20 protein-coding genes are annotated in these 20,405 nt (G+C 62.9%); 14 read left to right on the forward strand and 6 right to left on the reverse strand.

Annotated elements, in window-relative coordinates; genetic code table 11:
• Positions 1-75 precede the first annotated feature (75 nt).
• Positions 76-1,128 (reverse strand): LacI family DNA-binding transcriptional regulator, encoded by a 1,053-nt coding sequence (locus tag BTHE68_RS34935; protein ID WP_162070809.1) that lies wholly within the window; start codon positions 1,126-1,128, stop codon positions 76-78.
• A gap of 145 nt (positions 1,129-1,273) precedes the next feature.
• Here BTHE68_RS34935 and BTHE68_RS34940 point away from each other — a divergent pair, with 145 nt between their 5' ends.
• Genes BTHE68_RS34940 through BTHE68_RS34950 form a run of 3 tightly spaced genes read left to right on the forward strand, consistent with a single transcriptional unit; the run spans position 1,274 to position 3,516 of the window.
• Complete coding sequence (locus tag BTHE68_RS34940) at positions 1,274-2,353, forward strand: fatty acid desaturase family protein (protein WP_162070810.1); 1,080 nt, start codon at positions 1,274-1,276, stop codon at positions 2,351-2,353.
• 24 nt (positions 2,354-2,377) lie between these two features.
• The gene (locus BTHE68_RS34945; RefSeq protein WP_162070811.1) at positions 2,378-2,686 is read left to right on the forward strand and encodes a non-heme iron oxygenase ferredoxin subunit; all 309 of its coding nucleotides are present in this window, start codon (positions 2,378-2,380) and stop codon (positions 2,684-2,686) included.
• Between the two features lie 20 nt (positions 2,687-2,706).
• Positions 2,707-3,516 carry an SDR family oxidoreductase gene (locus BTHE68_RS34950; protein ID WP_162070812.1) on the forward strand — a complete coding sequence of 270 codons (810 nt, stop codon included), beginning with the start codon at positions 2,707-2,709 and terminating at the stop codon, positions 3,514-3,516.
• A gap of 1 nt (position 3,517) precedes the next feature.
• Here the strand turns inward: BTHE68_RS34950 and BTHE68_RS34955 are convergent, their stop codons facing one another.
• Positions 3,518-5,473 carry a methyl-accepting chemotaxis protein gene (locus BTHE68_RS34955; RefSeq protein WP_162070813.1) on the reverse strand — a complete coding sequence of 652 codons (1,956 nt, stop codon included), beginning with the start codon at positions 5,471-5,473 and terminating at the stop codon, positions 3,518-3,520.
• A 419-nt stretch (positions 5,474-5,892) separates the two neighbouring features.
• Between BTHE68_RS34955 and BTHE68_RS34960 the strand changes: the two genes are divergently transcribed.
• Positions 5,893-7,182 carry an MFS transporter gene (locus tag BTHE68_RS34960; RefSeq protein ID WP_162070814.1) on the forward strand — a complete coding sequence of 430 codons (1,290 nt, stop codon included), beginning with the start codon at positions 5,893-5,895 and terminating at the stop codon, positions 7,180-7,182.
• A gap of 76 nt (positions 7,183-7,258) precedes the next feature.
• Here BTHE68_RS34960 and BTHE68_RS34965 read toward each other — a convergent pair whose 3' ends face one another.
• Complete coding sequence (locus BTHE68_RS34965) at positions 7,259-8,248, reverse strand: LacI family DNA-binding transcriptional regulator (protein WP_162070815.1); 990 nt, start codon at positions 8,246-8,248, stop codon at positions 7,259-7,261.
• Between the two features lie 199 nt (positions 8,249-8,447).
• Here BTHE68_RS34965 and BTHE68_RS34970 point away from each other — a divergent pair, with 199 nt between their 5' ends.
• The 3 genes from BTHE68_RS34970 (at position 8,448) to BTHE68_RS34980 (ending at position 11,742) form a co-directional block, all read left to right on the forward strand.
• Positions 8,448-9,278 carry an NAD-dependent epimerase/dehydratase family protein gene (locus BTHE68_RS34970; protein ID WP_162070816.1) on the forward strand — a complete coding sequence of 277 codons (831 nt, stop codon included), beginning with the start codon at positions 8,448-8,450 and terminating at the stop codon, positions 9,276-9,278.
• Positions 9,275-10,183, forward strand: coding sequence for an SMP-30/gluconolactonase/LRE family protein (locus BTHE68_RS34975; protein ID WP_162070817.1), 909 nt, complete (start codon positions 9,275-9,277; stop codon positions 10,181-10,183). The genes BTHE68_RS34970 and BTHE68_RS34975 overlap by 4 nt, the downstream gene beginning before the upstream one ends.
• 209 nt (positions 10,184-10,392) lie before the next feature.
• On the forward strand, positions 10,393-11,742 hold the full coding sequence (locus BTHE68_RS34980; protein WP_162070818.1) for an MFS transporter: 1,350 nt from the start codon (positions 10,393-10,395) through the stop codon (positions 11,740-11,742).
• 52 nt (positions 11,743-11,794) lie between these two features.
• Here the strand turns inward: BTHE68_RS34980 and BTHE68_RS34985 are convergent, their stop codons facing one another.
• On the reverse strand, positions 11,795-12,547 hold the full coding sequence (locus tag BTHE68_RS34985; protein ID WP_162070819.1) for a FadR/GntR family transcriptional regulator: 753 nt from the start codon (positions 12,545-12,547) through the stop codon (positions 11,795-11,797).
• 140 nt (positions 12,548-12,687) lie between these two features.
• On the opposite strand from BTHE68_RS34985, the gene BTHE68_RS34990 reads away from it, so the two are divergent.
• The 6 genes from BTHE68_RS34990 (at position 12,688) to poxB (ending at position 18,569) form a co-directional block, all read left to right on the forward strand.
• Positions 12,688-13,533 carry an NAD-dependent epimerase/dehydratase family protein gene (locus BTHE68_RS34990; protein WP_162070820.1) on the forward strand — a complete coding sequence of 282 codons (846 nt, stop codon included), beginning with the start codon at positions 12,688-12,690 and terminating at the stop codon, positions 13,531-13,533.
• Positions 13,534-13,636: 103 nt separating this feature from the next.
• Positions 13,637-14,383 carry an amino acid ABC transporter permease gene (locus tag BTHE68_RS34995; RefSeq protein WP_162070821.1) on the forward strand — a complete coding sequence of 249 codons (747 nt, stop codon included), beginning with the start codon at positions 13,637-13,639 and terminating at the stop codon, positions 14,381-14,383.
• Positions 14,380-15,033, forward strand: coding sequence for an amino acid ABC transporter permease (locus tag BTHE68_RS35000; protein ID WP_061178110.1), 654 nt, complete (start codon positions 14,380-14,382; stop codon positions 15,031-15,033). The genes BTHE68_RS34995 and BTHE68_RS35000 overlap by 4 nt, the downstream gene beginning before the upstream one ends.
• A complete protein-coding gene (locus BTHE68_RS35005; RefSeq protein WP_162070822.1) occupies positions 15,017-15,745 on the forward strand; it encodes an amino acid ABC transporter ATP-binding protein in 729 nt (242 codons plus the stop codon). Before BTHE68_RS35000 ends, BTHE68_RS35005 begins: the two co-directional genes overlap by 17 nt.
• A 60-nt stretch (positions 15,746-15,805) precedes the next feature.
• Positions 15,806-16,603 carry a transporter substrate-binding domain-containing protein gene (locus tag BTHE68_RS35010; protein WP_162070823.1) on the forward strand — a complete coding sequence of 266 codons (798 nt, stop codon included), beginning with the start codon at positions 15,806-15,808 and terminating at the stop codon, positions 16,601-16,603.
• Between the two features lie 244 nt (positions 16,604-16,847).
• Complete coding sequence (poxB, locus tag BTHE68_RS35015) at positions 16,848-18,569, forward strand: ubiquinone-dependent pyruvate dehydrogenase (RefSeq protein WP_162070824.1); 1,722 nt, start codon at positions 16,848-16,850, stop codon at positions 18,567-18,569.
• 18 nt (positions 18,570-18,587) lie between these two features.
• On the opposite strand, the gene BTHE68_RS35020 is transcribed toward poxB, so the two are convergent.
• Together BTHE68_RS35020 and BTHE68_RS35025 are read right to left on the reverse strand one after the other, a co-directional pair.
• Positions 18,588-19,103: an SRPBCC family protein gene (locus BTHE68_RS35020; protein ID WP_162070825.1), complete on the reverse strand. Its 516-nt coding sequence runs from the start codon at positions 19,101-19,103 to the stop codon at positions 18,588-18,590.
• Complete coding sequence (locus BTHE68_RS35025; protein ID WP_162070826.1) at positions 19,090-19,446, reverse strand: ArsR/SmtB family transcription factor; 357 nt, start codon at positions 19,444-19,446, stop codon at positions 19,090-19,092. Before BTHE68_RS35025 ends, BTHE68_RS35020 begins: the two co-directional genes overlap by 14 nt.
• A 107-nt stretch (positions 19,447-19,553) precedes the next feature.
• Between BTHE68_RS35025 and BTHE68_RS35030 the strand changes: the two genes are divergently transcribed.
• Positions 19,554-20,402, forward strand: a complete 849-nt coding sequence (locus tag BTHE68_RS35030; RefSeq protein ID WP_162070827.1) for an alpha/beta fold hydrolase — start codon at positions 19,554-19,556, stop codon at positions 20,400-20,402.
• Positions 20,403-20,405 lie beyond the last annotated feature (3 nt).

The following is a 20,405-nucleotide window of genomic DNA, read 5'->3' on the forward strand; positions in this document are numbered from 1 at the left end:
GTTCTCCTTTGAAAGAATGGAACCCGATAAGGAGACTAGGCCCGAAGAATTAGCCGATCATGAGTCGAAGCTCGCTCAGACGTTTTCCGGCGTATAGAGTTGCGCCGGCAGCGGATACTGGCTCGCCTGAGCGGCTTCGCCCGGCAACGCCTGCAGCGCGCGCAACATTGCCTGAATCGCCGTCTCCGCGATACGCTGGAGCGGCGTATCGATCACGAGATCGATGACGCCCTCGACGAGCGCTTCGTATCGATCCGGCATGAGATCGCTGCACACGGTCACGATGCGACGCCCCGCCGATTCCTCGCGCAGCGCGCGAATCACGCCGCCCACGCCGCCGCCGGGAATGTAGAGTCCCGCGAGATCCTCATGACGCGCGAGCATGGCGAGTGTCGCCTCGTAGGCAAGTTGCTTGTCTTCGAGATTGATCTGCGTGTCGAGCACGCGCAAACCGGGCGCATGCTCGCGCAAGTACGAGCGAAAGCTGATCTCACAGCTTTCCTGCCCGAGATAGCGTGGCGTACCGACGAAGACGCCCACCGTGCCTTCGTCGCGGCGCGTCAGGCGGCTTACAGCCCACGCCGCAGTACGCCCGCTCTTGCGCGGGTCCACGCCGATATAACCCGCCCGCAACGGCGCGCTTAGATCGGACAGCAACGTGACCGTGGGTTTGCCCTGCCCATGCAGCGTTTCGATCGCGGCCGTCACATGCGGATGATCGACCGCGACGACACCGAGCGCATCGGCCTGCTCACCGAGCGAAAGCAGCGTGCGTGCGATGGAAGCGGGATCGAGTTCATCCATGTATTCGATGACGGCCGTGCAATGCTCGGGCTCGTGACGCGCGGCCGCGTCTTTCAGAATGCGGGCAAAGGTCTGATAAAACGGATCGGCGCGTTTCTGCAAGCAGAAGCCCAACGTGTGCCGTGCGTGATGCTCTCCGCGTTGCGCGCGCAGCCGCTCGCGCATCAATCCCGCACCGTGATAGCCGATGCGCTCCGCCGCTTCGATCACGCGCAACGCGGTGCCTTCACGCACGCTGATGCGTCCGTTGAACACGCGATCGACCGTCGCCGGACTGACGCCGGCAGCTTCCGCCACTGACTGAAGAGTGGGACGCTTGCTCATATTTGATGTAAATGATGGCTTTTCGATTCACGCGATGATGCTTAAAGATAGCAAATGCGCGCGAAGATTGCGCCGCCAGTGTGACGCTCCTATCATCGACCCAGTAATGATGAATGATGTAATTTCAATCATTGGCTGAGGGGACATGATGGATTCGAAGCAATTCGACGGCGCTGGCGCGCGGGATCGTCATCGCGATTACGGATTGATCGGCGGTGCAAGCGAGCGCGCGCAAGCAGCGGGTCTCGTCAACGCCGACTGGTACAAGTGCGCCGTGCCGCGTCCCGTCATGAAAAGCCTGATGCAACGCGGCGACGCGCGCGCGATCCGCGATACGCTGCTCTGGTATGCGGCGATCATCGCGAGCGGCGTGCTTGCATGGTTCGCATGGCAGTCGCATTCGCTGTGGGCGATCCCCGCCTTCCTTCTCTATGGCGCGCTCTATTGCGGTCCGGCCGATTCACGCTGGCACGAGAGCGGTCACGGCACCGCCTTCAAAACATCGTGGATGAACAAGGCGCTCTATCAGGTGGCGTCGTTTCAGGTGTTCCGCCGCCCGACCATCTGGCGCTGGAGTCACGCGCGTCATCATACGGACACGCTCGTCGTCGGACGCGATCGAGAAATCGCCGTGCCTTTGCCCACGGACTGGCTGAGCCTCGCGCTGAATGTCTTCGCGTTGAAGCATGCCGCGGGCGAAGTGCCGAAGATCATCACTTCGGCGTTCGGGAATATCGGCGAAGAAGAAAAGACTTACGTGCCCGAGTCGGAATGGCCCAAGGTGGTTCGGGAGGCGCGCGCATGGCTTGCGATCTACGCCGTCGTGATCGCCGCGTGTTTCGTGTTCCATTCGATCTTGCCGCTGCTCTATATCGGCCTGCCGAGCCTGTACGGCGCATGGCTCTATCTTTTCTTCGGTCTGACGCAGCATGCGGGCATGCCCGAGAACGTGCTCGATCATCGCAAGAACTGCCGCACCGTGATGATGAATCCCGTGTTCCGGTTTCTTTATCTGAACATGAACTATCACGTCGAGCATCACATGTTTCCGATGGTCCCGTACTACGCGCTGCCGCGTCTTCACGAAACGGTGAAGCACGACATGCCGCCGCCCTATCCGAGCACGATCGCGGCCTATGCGGAAATCATTCCGGCGCTCGTGCGGCAGACGCGCGATCCGTCGTATCACGTCGAGCGGCCGATGCCCGCGGCGACGCAGGCCTGACAGCCACTCGAGGAGACGACTCGCATGACGCAATGGATCGACGCAGCCGCAATGGACGACATCGAAGACGAAGACGTGATGCGCTTCGATCACGATGGCCGCACGTTCGCCATCTACCGGGTCAACGATGCCGTGTACGCCAGCGATGGCCTTTGCACGCATGAGCACGTTCACCTGAGCGACGGCTTCGTGATGGACCATGTGATCGAATGCCCGAAGCATAACGGTCGCTTCGATATCCGCGATGGCAGTCCGCTGTGCGCGCCCGTATGCGAAAAGTTGCAGACGTATCCCGCGAAAGTGGAGGGCGGCCGCATTTTCATCGAAGTGTGACGGCATCACGGAGAGCACCCATGACTCAGCTCGAAGGCAAGGTCGCGGTCATCACCGGCGGCGCGCAAGGCCTCGGCGCGGCGGTGGCGGCGCTGTTCGCCGAGCGAGGCGCGCACGGCATCGTGATCTGCGCGCGCTCGCGGGACAAGGGCGAACAGAAGGCGCGTGAGCTCGCCGAAGCGAGCGGAGCGCAGGTGCGCTTCGTCGCGGCGGATCTGTCGCGCGTGGAGGATTGCCGTGCGGTGATTGCGGCGACGGATGAACAGTTCGGGCGCATCGACGTGCTCGTCAATGCAGCCGCGAGCACTGAACGCGGCACGATCCTCAACACCGATCCCGACCTCTTCGATCGCATGTTCGCGACCAATGTGCGCGCGCCATTCTTTCTGATGCAGGAAACGATCCGCATCATGAAGCGCGAAGCGACGGAAGGCGCGATCGTCAACATCTGCTCGATGTCGGCGATGGCGGGGCAGCCGTTCATCGCCGCCTATTGCGCGTCGAAGGGCGCGCTCGCCACACTCACGCAGAACACGGCCTATGCGCTGCTGCGCAATCGCATCCGCGTGAACGGTCTGAATCTGGGCTGGATGGCGAGCGAAGGCGAAGACCGCATCCAGCGCACGCATCATGGCGCGGACGACGACTGGCTCGAGCGCGCCGCTGCCGCGCAGCCATTCGGGCGATTGATCAACACGAACGAAGCGGCGCGCGCGGTCGCCTATCTCGCGAGCGCGGAATCCGGTCTGATGACGGGCTCGATGATCAACTTCGATCAATCGGTGTGGGGCGCGTATGACGACGCGCCGCATCCGCTGGAACCGCTTTGAATCAAACGCGGAACATGCTGACCGCGTGCGCGAGACGCTCGGCCTGATCGCGCAATTCCGTGGTGGAATGCTCCGCTTCACCGACGAGCGCGGCGTTCTGCTGCGTCGCTTCGCCAATGAGCATGACCGCGCTGTTGACCTGTTCGATGCCGCTCGCCTGCTCGCGTGACGCGACGCCGATTTCATCGACGATGGCATTCACGCGCGACACCCGCTCGACGATGCTGCCCATCGTGCTGCTCGCCTGCTCGGCGATCCTGTAGCCCTGCGAGACCTTCGCGGCGGATTCGGCGATCAGCACTTCGATCTCCTTCACGGCGCTGGCGCTGCGTTGCGCGAGCGCGCGCACTTCCGATGCGACGACCGCGAAGCCCTTGCCATGCTCGCCCGCGCGCGCCGCTTCGACTGCGGCGTTCAAGGCGAGAATGTTGGTCTGGAACGCGATGCCTTCGATGGTCGCGGTGATATCGGCGATGCGGCGCGCGGAGGCGTCGATCTCGCCCATCGTTTCCACCACGAGTCCGACAGCCTGGCCGCCCGCGCGCGCGGCGTCCGAAGCCGATGCGACGAGCGTGCCCGCCTGCGCGGTGTTCGCCGCGTTCTGCTGCACGGTCGACGTGATTTCTTCCATGCTCGCGGCGGTCTCCTCGACGCTCGCCGCTTGCGTGGCGATGCGCGTCGCGATGTCGCTGCTGCCTGATGCGATGCGCGCCGTGCCTTCGTTCATGTCGGCCGATGCGCTGCGCACTTGCGCGACGATGCCGGCGAGTCCGCGCGCGATACCGTCGATCGCACGCATCAGACGGCCGATGTCATCCTCGCGCGTGCTGTCGATACGCACGGTGAGATCGCCCGCCGCGATGCGTTCGGAGGCGCGCGTCACGTCGTCGATGGGACGGCCGACGAGCTTCGCGACCGCATAAAGCAGCACCCCGACGAGCAGCGCGACCACGACGAGCCCGAGCGCGAGAAAGCGATTGCGGCTCGCGTGCACGTCCGCCACCAATTCATCGCGATACGCGATGCCGCCGATCATCCATTGCCACTGCGGCACCGTCATGTAGACGATTTCCTTCGTGCCGCCGTGCACGCGCGCATCCGCGCCCGCGATATCCGCGCCGTCGAACGTGAGCGTGCCTTCGCGCGCTTCGAGCATCTGCCTGAAGGGCGCGACGCGGTCATCGGCGAGTTCGCCTTTCGAAGCGGGATGCACGAGCAGCTTGCCGCGATTCGCGCCGTTCGAGGCATCGACTGCGAAGTGGTAGCCGCTCGCGCCGATCACGAGCTTCGCGATGGTGTCCTGCAGCGCGGCGAATTCGGACGTGACGTCCACGCCGACGAAGAGCGCGCCGATCACGCGGCCCGATGCATCGGTGACCGGCTTGTACTCGGTGATGTACTGCTTGCCGAACAGCGCCGCAATGCCGATGTACGGCTTGCCGGCGAGCATCGGCGCATACGCCGGGCCTTTGCGGTCGAGCAGCGTGCCGATCGCGCGCGTGCCGTCCTGCTTCTTGAGCGAGGTCGTCACGCGCACGAAGTCGTCGCCGGTGCGGGCGAAGATGGTCGCGATCGCGCCGCTTTCGTCGAGGAAAGCGTCGGGAATCGCGAAGTCGTTGTTCAGCGGCTTGTCGCCCGCGAGAAAGACCGGCGTGGCCACGCCGCCGATGTCCACGGTGCGCGACTCGTCGAGCGTGAAATCGGTAGGCAGGCGGTGCGCGAAGATCGTCATGAAGCGCGTGACCTCGGCGCTCACGGCCTTGTCGTACAGGCCGATCATCGTCGCGATCGAGCGATTTTCGCTTTCGACGCGCGCGAGCGCGTGCGCGTCCACCTGTTCGCCGGCGCTTCTAGTGACCGCGATGGTGAAAAAGGCAACGACGACTGCCGTGAGCGCGCAGGCGAGCACGGCGAATTTGGTCCCGACGTTCATTCGGGCCAGAGCATTACGAAACATGGGGAGTGACTGGACGATAAGAGTTGTAGCGATCCTTATCGGCAAATGCTTGTCGGGTCTTTAATTTTTCGGCTACGCGGCGTTGGCATTTTGCATGCAAGAGGCGGAATGCAAAACGTCAAAGTGAATGCGAAAACCCCGCCACGAAAAAACGATTAACTTTCAAAAATGTAAGAGTCGACGCCCGGAAGCAGGCGCTGCAACGGCCACTCAAGGCCGTCACAGGCTGGATTAGGGCAAATCCTAGGATAGCCAGTAGGCAGCAAACCCACTATTCTTCGAAAAACGTTTTCCAAGACCGGGCCGGGTTGCGGCTTCTGCCTCAGGCAAAACCACGCAAAGCCACGCCCACGGCGCTCGTCGCCGTCCACGCAACAAAGAACGCGGCACGACGAGCGCCGCCGCGTCCGGAGACTTTCATGAACACTGTCGTTGCCGGCGTCGTGCGTACCGCGAGCCGCTATCGCTGGACCGTGTGCGCGCTGCTCTTTTTCGCCACGGTCATCAATTACATGGACCGGCAGATCCTCGGTCTGCTCGCGCCGATGCTGCAGCACGACATCGGCTGGACGCAGGTGCAGTACGGCCGCATCGTGATCGCGTTCTCGGCCTTCTACGCGGTCGGTCTGCTGTGCTTCGGGCGCATCGTCGACTGGCTCGGCACGCGCATCTCCTACGCGCTCGCCATGTTCATCTGGAGTATCGCGGCGATGCTGCACGCGGCCGTCGGCTCCGTGATGGGCTTCGCGATGGTCCGTGCGCTGCTCGGCATCGGCGAGGGCGGCAACTTCCCGGCGGCGATCAAGACGACCGCCGAGTGGTTCCCGCGCAGCGAGCGCGCCCTGGCAACCGGCATCTTCAACTCCGGCGCGAATATCGGCGCGGTGTTCGCGCCTGCGCTGATTCCGGCTATCGCGGTGGCGTTCGGCTGGCGCGCGGCGTTCGTGATCGTCGGCGCGATCGGTCTGGTGTGGCTCGTCGTGTGGTTCTTTATGTACCGCCAGCCGGACGGCAGCGCGCAAGAGGACGATCTCGCCAACGAAGGCGATGAAACCCGCGCCGCCGATGCCGCCAACGCAAAAGCAGGCGCTCCGGGCTTCAAGGTGCTGATCAAGAAGCGCGAAACGTGGGCGTTCATCGTCGGCAAGTTCCTGACGGACCCGGTGTGGTGGTTCTACCTGTTCTGGCTGCCGAAGTGGCTGAACGAATCGCGCGGCATGGACATGCAGCACATTGGCTTGCCGCTCGTCGTGATCTACGCGATCACCACTGTCGGCAGCATCGGCGGCGGCTGGATTTCCTCGACGCTGCTTAACAAGGGCTGGACCGTGAATGCGGCGCGCAAGACCGCGATGCTGATCTGCGCCTGCGCCGTGCTGCCGATCGCTTTCGTGTCGCAAGCGGAAAACCTGTGGGTCGCGGTGGCGATCGTCGGTCTGGCGGCGGCAGCGCACCAGGGCTGGTCGGCGAATCTCTTCACGACGGCATCGGACATGTTCCCGCGTCGTGCGGTGGGCGCGGTGGTCGGTATCGGCGGCATGGCCGGTTCGATCGGCGGCGTGCTGTTCTCGGAAGTGATCGGTCAGGTGCTGCAGCGCACGGGTCACTACTGGGTGCTGTTCGCGATCGGCGCATCGGCGTATCTGATCGCCTTCGCGATCATGCATCTGCTCACGCCGAAGATGACGCCGGCGAAGCTCGAAGCGTAATACGGTTCAACCGGTCATCGAAATCAGCATGCGCCGCGCCGCCAGCACTCGCAACCTGCAGGCGTCGCGGCGCGCGTCATGCGGCGGCAGCAGTGGATTCGCGCACGATGAGCCGAGGCTCGAACATGGAGTTGCCCGGATCGGGATGGCCCGCGAGGGCGTCGATGAGCTTCTGCATCGCCAGTTCGCCCATCTTCTCGCTCTGGATGTCGACGGTGGTCAGGCCCGGCGCGGCGTATGCGCCGTAAGGCACGTTGTCGATGCCGGTGACCGACACGTCCTGCGGCACGCGAATACCGAGCGATGCGGCTTCTTTCATGAAGCCGAGCGCGATCAGGTCGTTGTAGCAGATCACGGCCTGCGGGCGCTTCGGGCCGAGCATCACGCGCGAGCAGGCCTGTTCGCCCGCGAGCGAGGTCGGCGCGTGGGCTTCGTAGATGTCGAGTTCGAGGCCCGCTTCGGCGAGACACTCGCGCGCGCCGCGAATCCGTTCATCGTTGATGCGCGCATGCTCGAAGCCGAGATACGCGATGCGGCGATGCCCGAGATCGAGCAAGTGACGCGCGAGCATGTAAGTGGCGAGGCGGCTGTTGATGCCGACGCTCGGAATCGGCAGTTCGGCGTTGCGCAGGAGCACGACCGGCTTGTCGAGGTCGAGCATCCAGCGCGCGTCGTCGTCGGCGAGGCGCGAGCTGACGAGCAGGCCGTCCACGCGTTGCGCGAGTGCTTCGATGAGCGGACGTTCGCGCGCCTGGTTTTCGTCGATATCGACGAGCAGCAGCGTGTAGTCGTGCCGCAGCGCGATGCGGTTGGCGCCCTTCACGACGTGCGTGAAGTGGGGGTTGCTGATGTCGAGGATCGTGAGACCGATGGTGCGCGTCTTGCCTGTGATCATCGAGCGCGCAAGCGGGTTGGAGCGGTAGCCGAGCGAATCGATGGCTTCCTTCAGCTTGGCTTCGACGGGCGCGGAGAAACGCTGCGCGCCGTTGATGAACTTGGACACGGTTGCGACGGATACGCCTGCTGCTGCGGCGACGTCGCGAATGGTCGGGGAAATTTTCTTCATTAGGAGGGTAACGTTTTCGCGTGTTAACGGATTGTCGCAGAAAATCAGGAAACAATGACGTGGCATCCTGCATTTTGCATGCGGCCTTTTGCATGCCAAGCGGCAACCGACGGGCTGTCAGCGTGATCGACGCCATCTCGAAAACGTTTTCTTCCTTTTTGCTTTCAACGTATTCACCATGTATTCGATAGGAGTCTCGATGAACCAGCCAAACGCAGCGGACAAGCCGTTCAAGCGCCTGCTTCTGACCGGCGCGGCCGGCAATCTGGGCCGTCAGTTGCGCGGCCCGCTCGCGCAATGGGCCGATGTCGTGCGGCTCTCCGACATCGCCCCGCTCGACGATGCGGCGAGCCATGAAGAGGTGAGCGCCGTCGATCTCGCGGATCGCGAGAAGGTGATGCAGCTCGTCGAAGGTGTCGATGCGATCGTGCATCTGGGCGGCATCTCGATCGACGCGCCATTCGACGATCTGATCGAAGCGAATATTCGCGGCACGTACAACCTCTACGAAGCGGCGCGCCGTTACGGCGTGAAGCGCATCGTGTTCGCAAGCTCGAACCATGCAATCGGCTTTCATCCGGTCACCGAAGTGCTCGACGCCGATTCGCCGCATCGTCCGGACAGCCTGTATGGCGTGACGAAGTGCTTCGGCGAATCGCTGTCGCGCTATTACTTCGACCGCTTCGGCATCGAGACGGTGAACCTGCGCATCGGTTCGTCGTTCGAGGAGCCGAAGAATCCGCGCATGCTCGTCACGTACCTGAGTTTCCGCGATTTCATCGAACTGGTGCGCTGTTCGCTGTTCGCGAATCGCGTCGGTCATGCGGTCGTGTATGGCGTATCGGACAATCCCGTGAAGTGGTGGGACAACGCGAAGGCGGGCTTCCTCGGTTTCAATCCGCAAGACAGCTCGGCGAAGTTCGATGGACTGTTCCCGGTGTCCGGCCCGACGGCGGATCGCGACGACCCCGCGCAACGCTTTCAGGGCGGACCGTTCGTGCTCGGCGAGCCGATGGAGCGCAAGCGATGAGCGCAGCGATCCGCGCGGAGCGGCTCGACGCCGGCGGTCGCGCGACGGTGGGCGAATGTCCGGTATGGCGCGCGCAAGAGGGCGCGCTGTACTGGGTCGATATCCCGGCGCGCCGGATCGTCCGGCTCGAGATCGAAAGCGCGCGTCGTCAGGAATGGGCGTTCGCCGAACAGGTCGCGTGCTTTGCGTTCGATGCGGCGGGGCGTGTGGTCGCCGGCATGGAGAGCGGGATGTTCGGCGTGACGCTCTCCGCGGCGCACGAAGCGCGCGTCGTGAAGCTCGCCGCGCCTGCCTTTGCGGTATCGGGCATGCGCTTCAACGATGGCCGTTGCGACCGGCAAGGGCGCTTCTGGGCCGGCACGATGGTGCAGGACATGTCGCTTGCCAGTCCGGCTGGCGCGCTTTATCGCTTCGATGAGCAGGGCGTATTGTCGGCGCCGGTTGTCGATGGTCTGATCACCCAGAACGGCCTTGCGTGGTCGCCCGACGGCAGGACAATGTATCTGTCGGACTCGCATCCGCAACGGCGCCTGATCTGGGCATTCGACTTCGACCCCGAGACCGGCACACCGGGCGAGCGTCGCGTGTTCGCGGATCTGCATCACTATGCGGGCCGCCCCGATGGCGCGGCCGTCGATGCCGATGGCTGTTACTGGACCTGCGCCAACGACGCGAGACGTCTCTTGCGCTTCACGCCGCAAGGCAGGCTGGACCGGGAGATCGCATTGCCCGCGAGCAAGCCGTCGATGTGCGCGTTCGGCGGCGGCGACCTGAAGACGCTCTATGTCACGACGATTCGTCCGGCAACAAATGCCACTGAGGACGACGGCTACGTATTCGCTTTGAATCCGGGCGTGCAAGGCTTACCGGAACCGGATTACGCCGGTCTGTTACCGGTCGCATAAACTTCGACGATCCAGTCATTTCTACGCACAGTTTGGGATGAAACGCGCCGATGCACTGCATTGGCGCGTATCGATTTGTTCGACACGTCCCGCTTCGGAACCGATACCAAGGTCAAACACCAATGCTGTAGTTTCTCCGTAAAGAGTAGTCTCCGCAGGTACCTCGAGTACCAGCGATCGACTGATTCTCAAATCCGGAGGAGACATTGATGGACCTTGAAGCTCGCACCATGAAGCGCGTGATGGTTCGCCTCGTGCCGTTCCTGATCCTGTGTTACTTCATCGCGTATCTTGACCGCGTCAACGTCGGCTTTGCCGCCTTGCAGATGAACAAGGCGCTTGGCTTTACCGCCAGCATGTTCGGCTTCGGCGCCGGCATTTTCTTTATCGCGTATTTCTTTTTCGAGGTTCCGTCCAACCTGCTGCTCGAACGGTTCGGCGCGCGTCGCTGGATCGCGCGCATCATGTTCACGTGGGGCATTCTCGCGGCGGCGATGGCCTGGATTCCGCACATCGCGCAGTCCACGGGGCTGTCGAATGCCTATGTGTTCTATGGCTTGCGCATTCTGCTCGGCATCGCGGAGGCGGGCTTCTTCCCGGGCATCATCTTTCTGCTGACCTTGTGGTTCCCGGCCAAGTATCGGGGCCGCGTCGTCGGATACTTCATGGCGGCGATTCCCTTGTCGACCGTGATCGGCGGGCCGATCTCCGGCGCGCTCCTGCAAATGGATGGTCTGGGCGGCATGCAGGGCTGGCAATGGCTGTATCTGATCGAAGCATTGCCCGCGCTGGTGCTCGCGTTCGTCGTGTACTTCTATCTGACCGACAAGCCCGCGGACGCGCACTGGCTCGCGAAGGAAGAGCGTGACTGGCTCGTCAACCGGCAGGCGCAGGAGCGGGCGCATCGCGAATCCGTGCATGCGTTCAGCGTGAAGGAGGCCATTCTCAATCCGCGCGTGCTGGCCATCGCGTTGATCTACTTCGGCGCGAATGCGACCAACTATGGCCTGAGCTTCTTCCTGCCGCAGATCGTGAAGGCCTTCGGTCTCACCAATCTGCAGACCGGCTTCGTCACATCCTTGCCTTATGCGGTCGGCGTGATCAGCATGGTGCTGTGGGGCCGTCATTCGGATCGCAAGCTCGAGCGCCGCTGGCACGTCGCGATTGCGCTGATGGTGGCGGCGGGCGGCATCGCGGCTTCGGCGGGGCTCGATAACCCGGTGCTGAAGATGATCGCGCTGTCGATCGCGGGCTTCGGCATCTTCGGCTGCCTGCCGGTGATCTGGACGCTGCCGGCTTCGTTCCTGTCGGGCGCGGCTGCTGCCGGCGGTATCGCGGCGATCAATTCACTCGGCAATCTGGCGGGCTTTTTCGGCCCGTATGCGATGGGCTGGATCAAGGACAGCACCGGCGGTTTCGGCGCGGGTCTGCTGTGCCTTGCAGGGGCGGGCATGGTCGGCGTGGCGGCGGTGTTGCTGCTGCATCATGATGCGTCGATGGAGACGATTTCGGGCGCGCATGATGGCGATAGTGGCGAGGTGGAGATGGCGGCTCGTTGAAGCCTTCGCATCCGTGGCAAGGACCGTCGCAATACGCGGCCTTGCCACGCATTCATTCGGACGATGCCTGCGCCCGCCGCAACCTCTCCCGGCTATTGATCAAATGCAAACGCATCGCGGTGCGCGCCGAATCGGCGTCGCCGCGTTCGATCGCATCCGCAATCTGCTCGTGCTCGCGATTCACGCGCATCAGATACTCCGTGTATTGATCGCGTGGAATCGGCGTCGCGGTGATGCGCGTGCGCGGAATCATGCGCGTGCCGAGATGCTCCATGATCTCGACGAAATATCGATTGCCCGTCGCATGCGCGATCTCCATGTGAAAACGCAGATCGGGCGATACCGTATCCGTCGCATGACCGACGCTCTGTGCGAAATCGGCCAGCGCCGAGCGCATCGTGGCGAGACGGGCAGCATCGCAACGCATGGCGGCGAGTCCCGCGCTTTCGGTTTCGAGACTGATGCGCAATTCGAGAATCGCCAATGCGTCGATGGATCCGGCGACATCGGCGGGATCGAGCTGCAAGAGCGACGACGTTCCCGCCTCGCACACGAAGGTGCCGATGCCATGCCGCGTCTCCACGAGTCCCGCCGCCTGCAATCTCGATAGCGCCTCGCGCACCACGGTGCGGCTCACACCGAAGCGCTGCACCATTTCCGCTTCGGTCGCGAGGCGGCTGCCGGCCTTCAATTCCTCCGTGTCGATTTGCGAGCGCAACGCATCCACTAGTTGCGCGGTAAGACTGCGTCGCGCGCCAGGAAAAGCGGTGGATGCATCAGTGGGAAGATCGGGCGATAGCGTCACGGCGTTCTCGTTGGAATGGGTTTTACACACATTGACAAATCGGTCGGTAAATGATGATATGCGTCATGCAGTGATATGACAACGTACAAGAAGACGCGTGCAGGGTAATCCCTAGCCGATCTCGCTGGAGACACAACTCGATGGAACAACAAAACGGCACGCCCTCAACGGACTACGTCGCGCAATTCGACCGCTTGCTGCTGACCGGCGCCGCGGGCGGAATCGGTCAGGCGATCCGGCATCGCGTCGCTGAATTCGCTCAGCGCATCCGCATTTCCGACTTGCCCGGTGTGCTGAGCAGCGACGCCGCGGCTCACGAGGAGATCATCGCTTGCGATCTGTCCGACCGGCAGGCCGTCGATGCGCTCGCGAAGGATTGCGACGCGATCATCCATCTCGGCGGCGTTTCGGTGGAGCGTCCGTTCGAGGAGATTCTCGAAGCCAACATCAAGGGCGTGTTCAATCTCTACGAAGCGGCGCGCAGGCAAGGCGTGAAGCGCATCGTGTTCGCGAGCTCGAATCACGTCACGGGTTTCTATCGGCAGGACGAACGAATCGATGCCACCGCGCGCAAGCGTCCCGATGGCTACTACGGCCTGTCCAAATCGTTCGGTGAAGACATGGCGCAGATGTACTTCGACCGGTACGGCATCGAGACGGTGAGCATCCGCATCGGTTCCGTGTTTCCGGAGCCGAAGGACCGCCGCATGATGGCGAGCTGGATGAGCTACGACGATTTCCACGATCTGCTGCGCCGCAGCCTGTTCACGCCGGAGGTCGGACACACGATCGTTTTCGGCATGTCTGCCAATGCACACACATGGTGGGACAACCGCTGCGCCGCGCATCTCGGCTTCGTGCCGCACGACTCGTCCGAGCCGTTCCGCGCAAAGATCGAAGCGACGCCGCCGCCCGCGCCCACTGACGCGGTAGCCGTATTGCAAGGCGGCACGTTCACGACGACAGGCCCGTTCGACCCGGTTTAATGCATGCAGCATGCAGTATCACGGCATTCATGGTATGTCGTCATACATCCAGCGCGGGTCGCAATGAAAGCCGCGCCCAGACCTCACAGGGACATTCGCCGTCATGTTTTCTCTCGATTTCTCGCCGCTATGGCCGTACTGGCCGACCTTCCTGCTAGGCGCATGGCTCACGCTCAAGATGACCTGCGTGGCCGTGTTCTTCGGGCTGATCCTCGGCATGCTGGTCGCGTTCGCCAAGCGAGCGAAGCTGCCGGTGATCACGCGCATCTGCATCATCTATATCGAGGCCGTGCGCAACACGCCGTTCCTCGTGCAGATCTTTCTGCTGTACTTCGGTCTCGCGAGCGTCGGCTTGCGCATGCCGACCTTCGCGGCCGCCGCGCTCGCGATGACGATCAACATCGGCGCATACGCGGCCGAGATCATTCGCGCGGGGCTCGAGTCCGTGCCGCGTGGCCAGATCGAAGCCGCTGAGTGTCTCGGGCTGCCGAAGTGGCGCATCGGCTGGCATGTGATGTTGCAGCCGTCGATCGAAAAGGTGTATCCCGCATTGACGAGCCAGTTTCTGCTGATGATGCAGGCCTCCGCGATCGCATCGCAGATATCGGCGGAGGAGCTCACCGCCGTCGCCAACACCGTGCAGTCCGACACGTTCCGCTCGCTCGAAACCTACATCGTGGTCGCCGCGCTGTATCTCGTGCTGTCGCTGATCATCAAGCTCATTGCGTGGGCCGTGGGAGAGCATCTCTTCAAGCGCCGCCGCGCGATTCGTCTTGCAGCGAAGCGCGCGGGCAAGACGCCGCCCGATCCGCAACGCGTCGATACCGTGATTCCGGGAGGTGCGGCATGAGCGGCGGATTCACGTCGGCGCACCTGATCTATCTGGTGCAATCGATCGGCTGGACGCTGGTGCTTTCCGTGCTCGCGTTCGCGCTCGGCGGCATCGGTGGTTTCTGCGTGATGCTCGCGCGCATCTCGCCGCGCGTGTGGCTCTCGCGCGCCGCGCTCGTCTATATCGAGGCGATTCAGGGCATTCCGCTGCTGATCCTGCTCTTCATCGTGTACTTCGGCCTGTCGGTATATGGCTATCAGGTGCCCGCGCTCGTCGCGGCCGGCCTTGCGCTGATGGTGTATTCGAGCGCTTATCTCGGCGACATCTGGCGCGGCTGCATCGAAGCGATGCCGAAGCCGCAATGGGAAGCATCGGAGTGCCTGTCGCTCACGCGCTGGCAGACGTTGCGCCTCGTGATCATCCCGCAGGCGATGCGTCTCGCGTTGCCGCCGACGGTCGGCTTTCTCGTGCAGCTCATCAAGATGACGTCGCTCGCTTCGGTGATCGGCTTCGTCGAACTGACGCGCGCGGGCCAGATCATCAATAACTCGATCTTCCAGCCGTTCCTCATCTTCGGACTGGTCGGCGCTTTCTATTTCGTACTGTGCTATCCGCTTTCGCGCTGGAGCCAATCGATGGAGAACAAGCTCAATGTCAGCAATCGTTAAGGTCGGCGATATTCACAAGAGCTTCGGCTCGAATCACGTGCTCAAGGGCGTGTCCTTCGAGATCGAGAAGGGCGAGATGATCGCCGTGATCGGCGCGAGCGGTTCGGGCAAAAGCACGGCTTTGCGATGCATCGATCGTCTGGAAACCATCGACCAGGGCCAGATCGAAGTGTGCGGCATTCGCGTCGACGATCCGAAGGTCGATCTGCATCTGTTGCGCCGTGAAGTCGGCATCGTGTTTCAGAGCTATAACCTCTTTCCGCATCTGACGGTGGAGGAGAACATCATGCTCGCGCTGCGCCACGTGAAGAAGATGTCGCGCGACGAAGCGCGGCGCATCGCGATGAACGTGCTGGAGCAGGTCGGTCTCGGACAGAAAGCCGATGCCTATCCCGAACAGTTGTCGGGCGGACAGCAGCAGCGCGTGGCCATTGCGCGCTCACTGGCGATGTCGCCGAAGGTGATGCTGTTCGACGAAGTGACCTCGGCGCTCGATCCGCAACTGACGGGCGAAGTGCTGCGCGTGATGGAAGACCTCGCGGCCGACGGCATGACGATGCTGCTCGTGACGCACGAGATGGCCTTCGCCAAGCGCGTGGCCGATCGCATCATCTACATGCATCAGGGCAAGGTGTGGGAAGTGGGCGACGGCAGCATGCTCGATGCACCACGCACGCCCGAATTGCGCGCATTCCTCGATAACGGGCTTTGAAAATCCCGCATCACATTCATGCAGCATCAACATCAACACGGATAACGACGGAGACTCGACTTGAAAGCGAAGACAATCATTGCACGCGCGGCACTCGCAACCCTGATGATGGCAGGCGCAATCCACAGCGCGATGGCCGATGAACTCGACGACATCAAGAAAGCCGGTGTCGTGCGCGTCGCGATCGCGATCGGCACGCCGCTCTTCAGCTATGCGGACCAGAATCTGAAGCCGGCCGGATCGGACGTCGATACGGCCACTGCGCTCGCGAAGGATCTCGGTGTGAAGCTCGAACTCGTGCAGATCACCAATGCCGCGCGCATTCCGACGCTGCAGGCGAAGCGCGCGGACCTCGTGATTTCCTCGCTGTCGGTCACGCCCGAACGCGCGAAAGTGGTGGATTTCTCGAACCCGTATGCGGTGATCTCGATCATCGTCGGCGGCGTGAAGTCGGCCAGCGTGAAGGGTTACGCGGACCTCGACGGCAAGACCATCGGCCTCACGCGCGCGACGGTGAACGACACGCTCACGACCCAGCAGGCGAAGGGCGCGCAGATCCAGCGCTACGAGGACGACGCGACGCTCATCACGTCGATGGTCACGGGCCAGGTCGACATCTTTTCGAGTACGCCTTCGAACCTGAAGGAAATGCAGGATCGCGCGCCGCAACGCAACATCGAAATGAAGTTCGAGCAGAAGACCTTCGATCTCGGCATCGCGATGAACAAGGATCAGCCGCGCCTGAAGGAATGGGTGAACAACTGGGTCGGCACGAACATGAAGAACGGCAATCTGAACACGATCTACAAGAAGTATCACGGGCGTGATTTGCCGGACGGCGTGCGAAAGGGCGCCTGATTCCGCCCGGAATAATGTATTAAAAATGCCTCGAGCGCATGGCGCAACGCCATGCGCGAAAACTTCCGCACCGCCGTGTCCATGCGGCTTCAGCAGGGTTCAAGACAGCCCGCATTGCTCCGGCGTACACTTCCCTCTGCATTTTGAATCCTGCATGCATTGAGCCATCACGGGCGCGCGGCGCTGTGCTCGGTCGCACGCGATCCGTCATTCATTGGACTGCCCCCTTACCACAGGAAGCATCATGGCCAAGAATACGAATGCCGATTATCTGGCGAAGACACTCGCCGCAGCGGGCGTGGAACGTATCTGGGGCGTCACGGGCGACAGCCTGAACGGCCTCGCATTCAGCCTCGAGCGTGTCGGCTCGATCCGCTGGATGCATACGCGCCACGAAGAAGCCGCCGCCTTCGCGGCCGGTGCGGACGCCGCCGCGACAGGCAAGCTCGCCGTGTGTGCGGGCAGTTGCGGGCCGGGCAATCTCCACCTGATCAATGGCCTCTACGATTGCCATCGCAATCATCAGCCGGTGCTCGCGATTGCCGCGCATATTCCATCGACGGAGATCGGACTCGGCTATTTCCAGGAAACGCATCCGCAGGAATTGTTCAGGGAGTGCAGTCACTTCGTGGAACTGGTGACGAACGCATCGCAGTTCCCGCGCGTGCTGGAACGCGCGATGCGCGCGGCGATCGATCAGCGCGGCGTCGCGGTGATCGTGCTGCCGGGAGATATCGCGTTGAGCGAAGGCCCGAGCGAGGCGCCGCGCTGGACAGCGAGCGCTCCGGGCGCGATCGTGCCGTCGGATGCCAATCTCGAAAGGCTCGCGGCGCTCCTGAACGGCTGCGAAGCGGTGACGATCATGTGCGGCAGCGGCGTGGCCGGCTCGCACGACGAGGTGGTGGCGCTCGCCGATACGCTCGGCGCGCCGGTCGTGCATGCGCTGCGCGGCAAGCAGTTCATCGAGTACGACAATCCGTTCGATGTCGGCATGACCGGGCTCATCGGCTTCAGTTCGGGCTATCACGCGATGATGTCGTGCGACACATTGCTCTTGCTCGGCTGCGATTTTCCGTATCGCCCGTTCTATCCGCCGCAGGCGAAGATCGTGCAGATCGACTGGCGCGGCTCGCAACTGGGCCGCCGCGCGCCGCTGGAGATGGGGCTCATCGGCACAATTAAGGAGACGCTGGCCGCGCTGCTGCCGAAGCTTCAACGCAAGGACGAACGCCGCTTCCTCGAGAACGCGCTCAAGCACTACGCCACTGCGCGCAAGGATCTCGACGAGCTCGCGACGCCTTCGGCGCCGGGCCGTCCGATTCATCCGCAATACCTGACGAAGCTCGTCGATGAAATCGCGGCGGACGATGCGATCTTCACCGTGGACGTCGGCACGCCGACGCTCTGGGCGGCACGCTATCTGACGATGAACGGCAAGCGCCAGTTGCATGGCTCGTTCAATCACGGCTCGATGGCCAACGCGATGCCGCAGGCGCTCGGCGCGCAGGCGGCGCAACCGCAACGGCAAGTGGTGTCGCTATCCGGCGACGGCGGGTTGTCGATGATGCTCGGCGATCTTCTCTCCGCCGTGCAACTCGACTTGCCGATCAAGGTCGTCGTGTTCAACAACAGCCTGCTCGGCTTCGTGTCGATGGAACTGAAGGCGGGCGGCTATCTCGACACCAATGTCGATCTGAGCAAGACCGACTTCTCGCAGATCGCGAAGGGCGCGGGCATCTGGTCGGTGCGCGTGGAAGAGTCAGAGCAACTCGAGAACGCGCTGCGGGAAGCGTTCGCGCACAAGGGGCCGGCGGTCGTGGATGTCGTCACGTCGAAGCACGAACTCGCGATGCCGCCGACCATCGAGCTATCGCAGGCGAAGGGCTTCAGCCTCTACATGTTGCGCGCGATCCTGAGCGGGCGTGGCGATGAAATCGTCGAGCTTGCCCGCACGAACCTGCGTTGAGGCGAGGCCGCGCGGCCTTCACGGGCCGCGCAGGAAGTCGGCGAGTTGATCGAGCGTGCCGCCGTAACCCTGTTCGAGCGATGGCCGCAATGCATCGAAATAGCGCTGTTCTTCCGCACTCGCGCCAAAAGGCGTGGCGCGCAGCGCGACCAGGGTTTTACCGTCCCGATCGCTGAACGTCACGAAGTTCTCGATCTCCAGCGGGCATACCTCGCTGAACGGCGCGCGCGCGATGCCGCAGTTTTCGTTGGCGAACGAGTTCAGCCACACGATGCGCTCACGCTCCACGATCTCGCGATAGTTGAAGCGGCCCCACATCGCAGGCGCGCCGGCGAACTGCATCGCGTAATGAAAGAAGCCGCCGGGACGGAACTCGAAGCGACGCAGCGCCAGCGTGCAGCCTTTCGGACCCCACCAGCGCGAGATCTGATCCGCTTCGCTCCACGCTTGCCAGACGCGTTCGCGCGGCGCATCGAATACGCGGTTCATCTCGAAGGCCACGCTGGCGGCGGCCGTGTCGTTACTTTGCGGCATGTTTTCTTCCTTTAGGCTTTATCTTCGCGGTGGTCTTCAGAAACGCGTCGAGGCGGTCGAAGCTCGTTTCCCACAGCGACCGATACGCGTCGACCCAATTCGCGACTTCACTGAGCGCAGCCGGTTCAAGACGGCAGGGACGCGTCTGCGCGGCGCGCGAACGCGAGATCAACCCTGCGCGCTCCAGCACCTTGAGATGCTTCGAGATAGACGGTTGTGTCATCTCGAACGGCTCGGCCAGTTCGTTCACGGTGGCTTCGCCGCTCGCGAGCCGCGCGACGATGGCGCGCCGCGTGGGATCGGCGAGCGCCGCGAATACCTGATTCAAGTCGTCTTCGCGCATGCGTTTCGATGGCTGATCGGTTATATAGCTAATCAGGAATATAAGAGAGCGCGGCGCGATGGTCAAGCGCGGCGTATCCTCATCATTCGCCATTCAAGGGATCCGCCATGAGTGAAACGAAACATGCATTGCCCCTCGATCACGTTTTCGATTTCGAAGGTCAACCGGTGCGCTTCGGCGTGATGGGTGAAGGCGCGCCGCTCGTGCTGGTGCACGGCACGCCGTTTTCATCGCAGGTATGGCGGCGCATCGCACCGATCGTCGCGCGGTCGAGGCGTGTGCATTATTTCGATCTGCTGGGCTATGGCGAATCGGCCATGCGCGAGGGACAGGATGTGTCGCTCGGCGTGCAGAATCGCGTGCTCGCGGCGTTGATCGGCCACTGGAGCCGCGACTGGAACGGCGCGCTGCCCGACGTGCTCGCGCACGACTTCGGCGGCGCGACATCGCTCAGGGCGGCGCTGCTGAACGGCTGCGCCTATCGTTCTTTGATGCTCGTCGATCCAGTCGCCGTCGCGCCCTGGGGTTCGCCGTTCGTGCGTCATGTCCGGCAGCATGAAGCCGCGTTCGCGGGCGTGCCGCCGTATATGCATCAGGCCATGCTCGATGCGTATCTGCAAGGCGCGGCGCATCGGCGCCTGGCGGAAGACACGCTGCGCATCTATACGCGCCCCTGGACGGGTGAGCAGGGCCAGGCGGCGTTCTATCGACAGATCGCGCAGATGGATCAGCGCTATACGGATGAGGTGCAGTCGCGCTACGGCACACTGACGTGTCCCGTGTCGATTCTCTGGGGCGAGGATGACGAATGGATACCGGTCGAACGCGGCGTCGAACTGGCGTCGCTGATTCCGGGCGCGCGCTTCACGCGTGTGCCCGGATCGGGGCATCTGATGCAGGAGGACGCGCCGGAAGCGATCGTCGGCGAATGGCTGACGTTCACGCAACAGCGATGAGCG

This window comes from Burkholderia sp. THE68 (assembly GCF_009938265.1).
Taxonomy (GTDB): domain Bacteria; phylum Pseudomonadota; class Gammaproteobacteria; order Burkholderiales; family Burkholderiaceae; genus Caballeronia.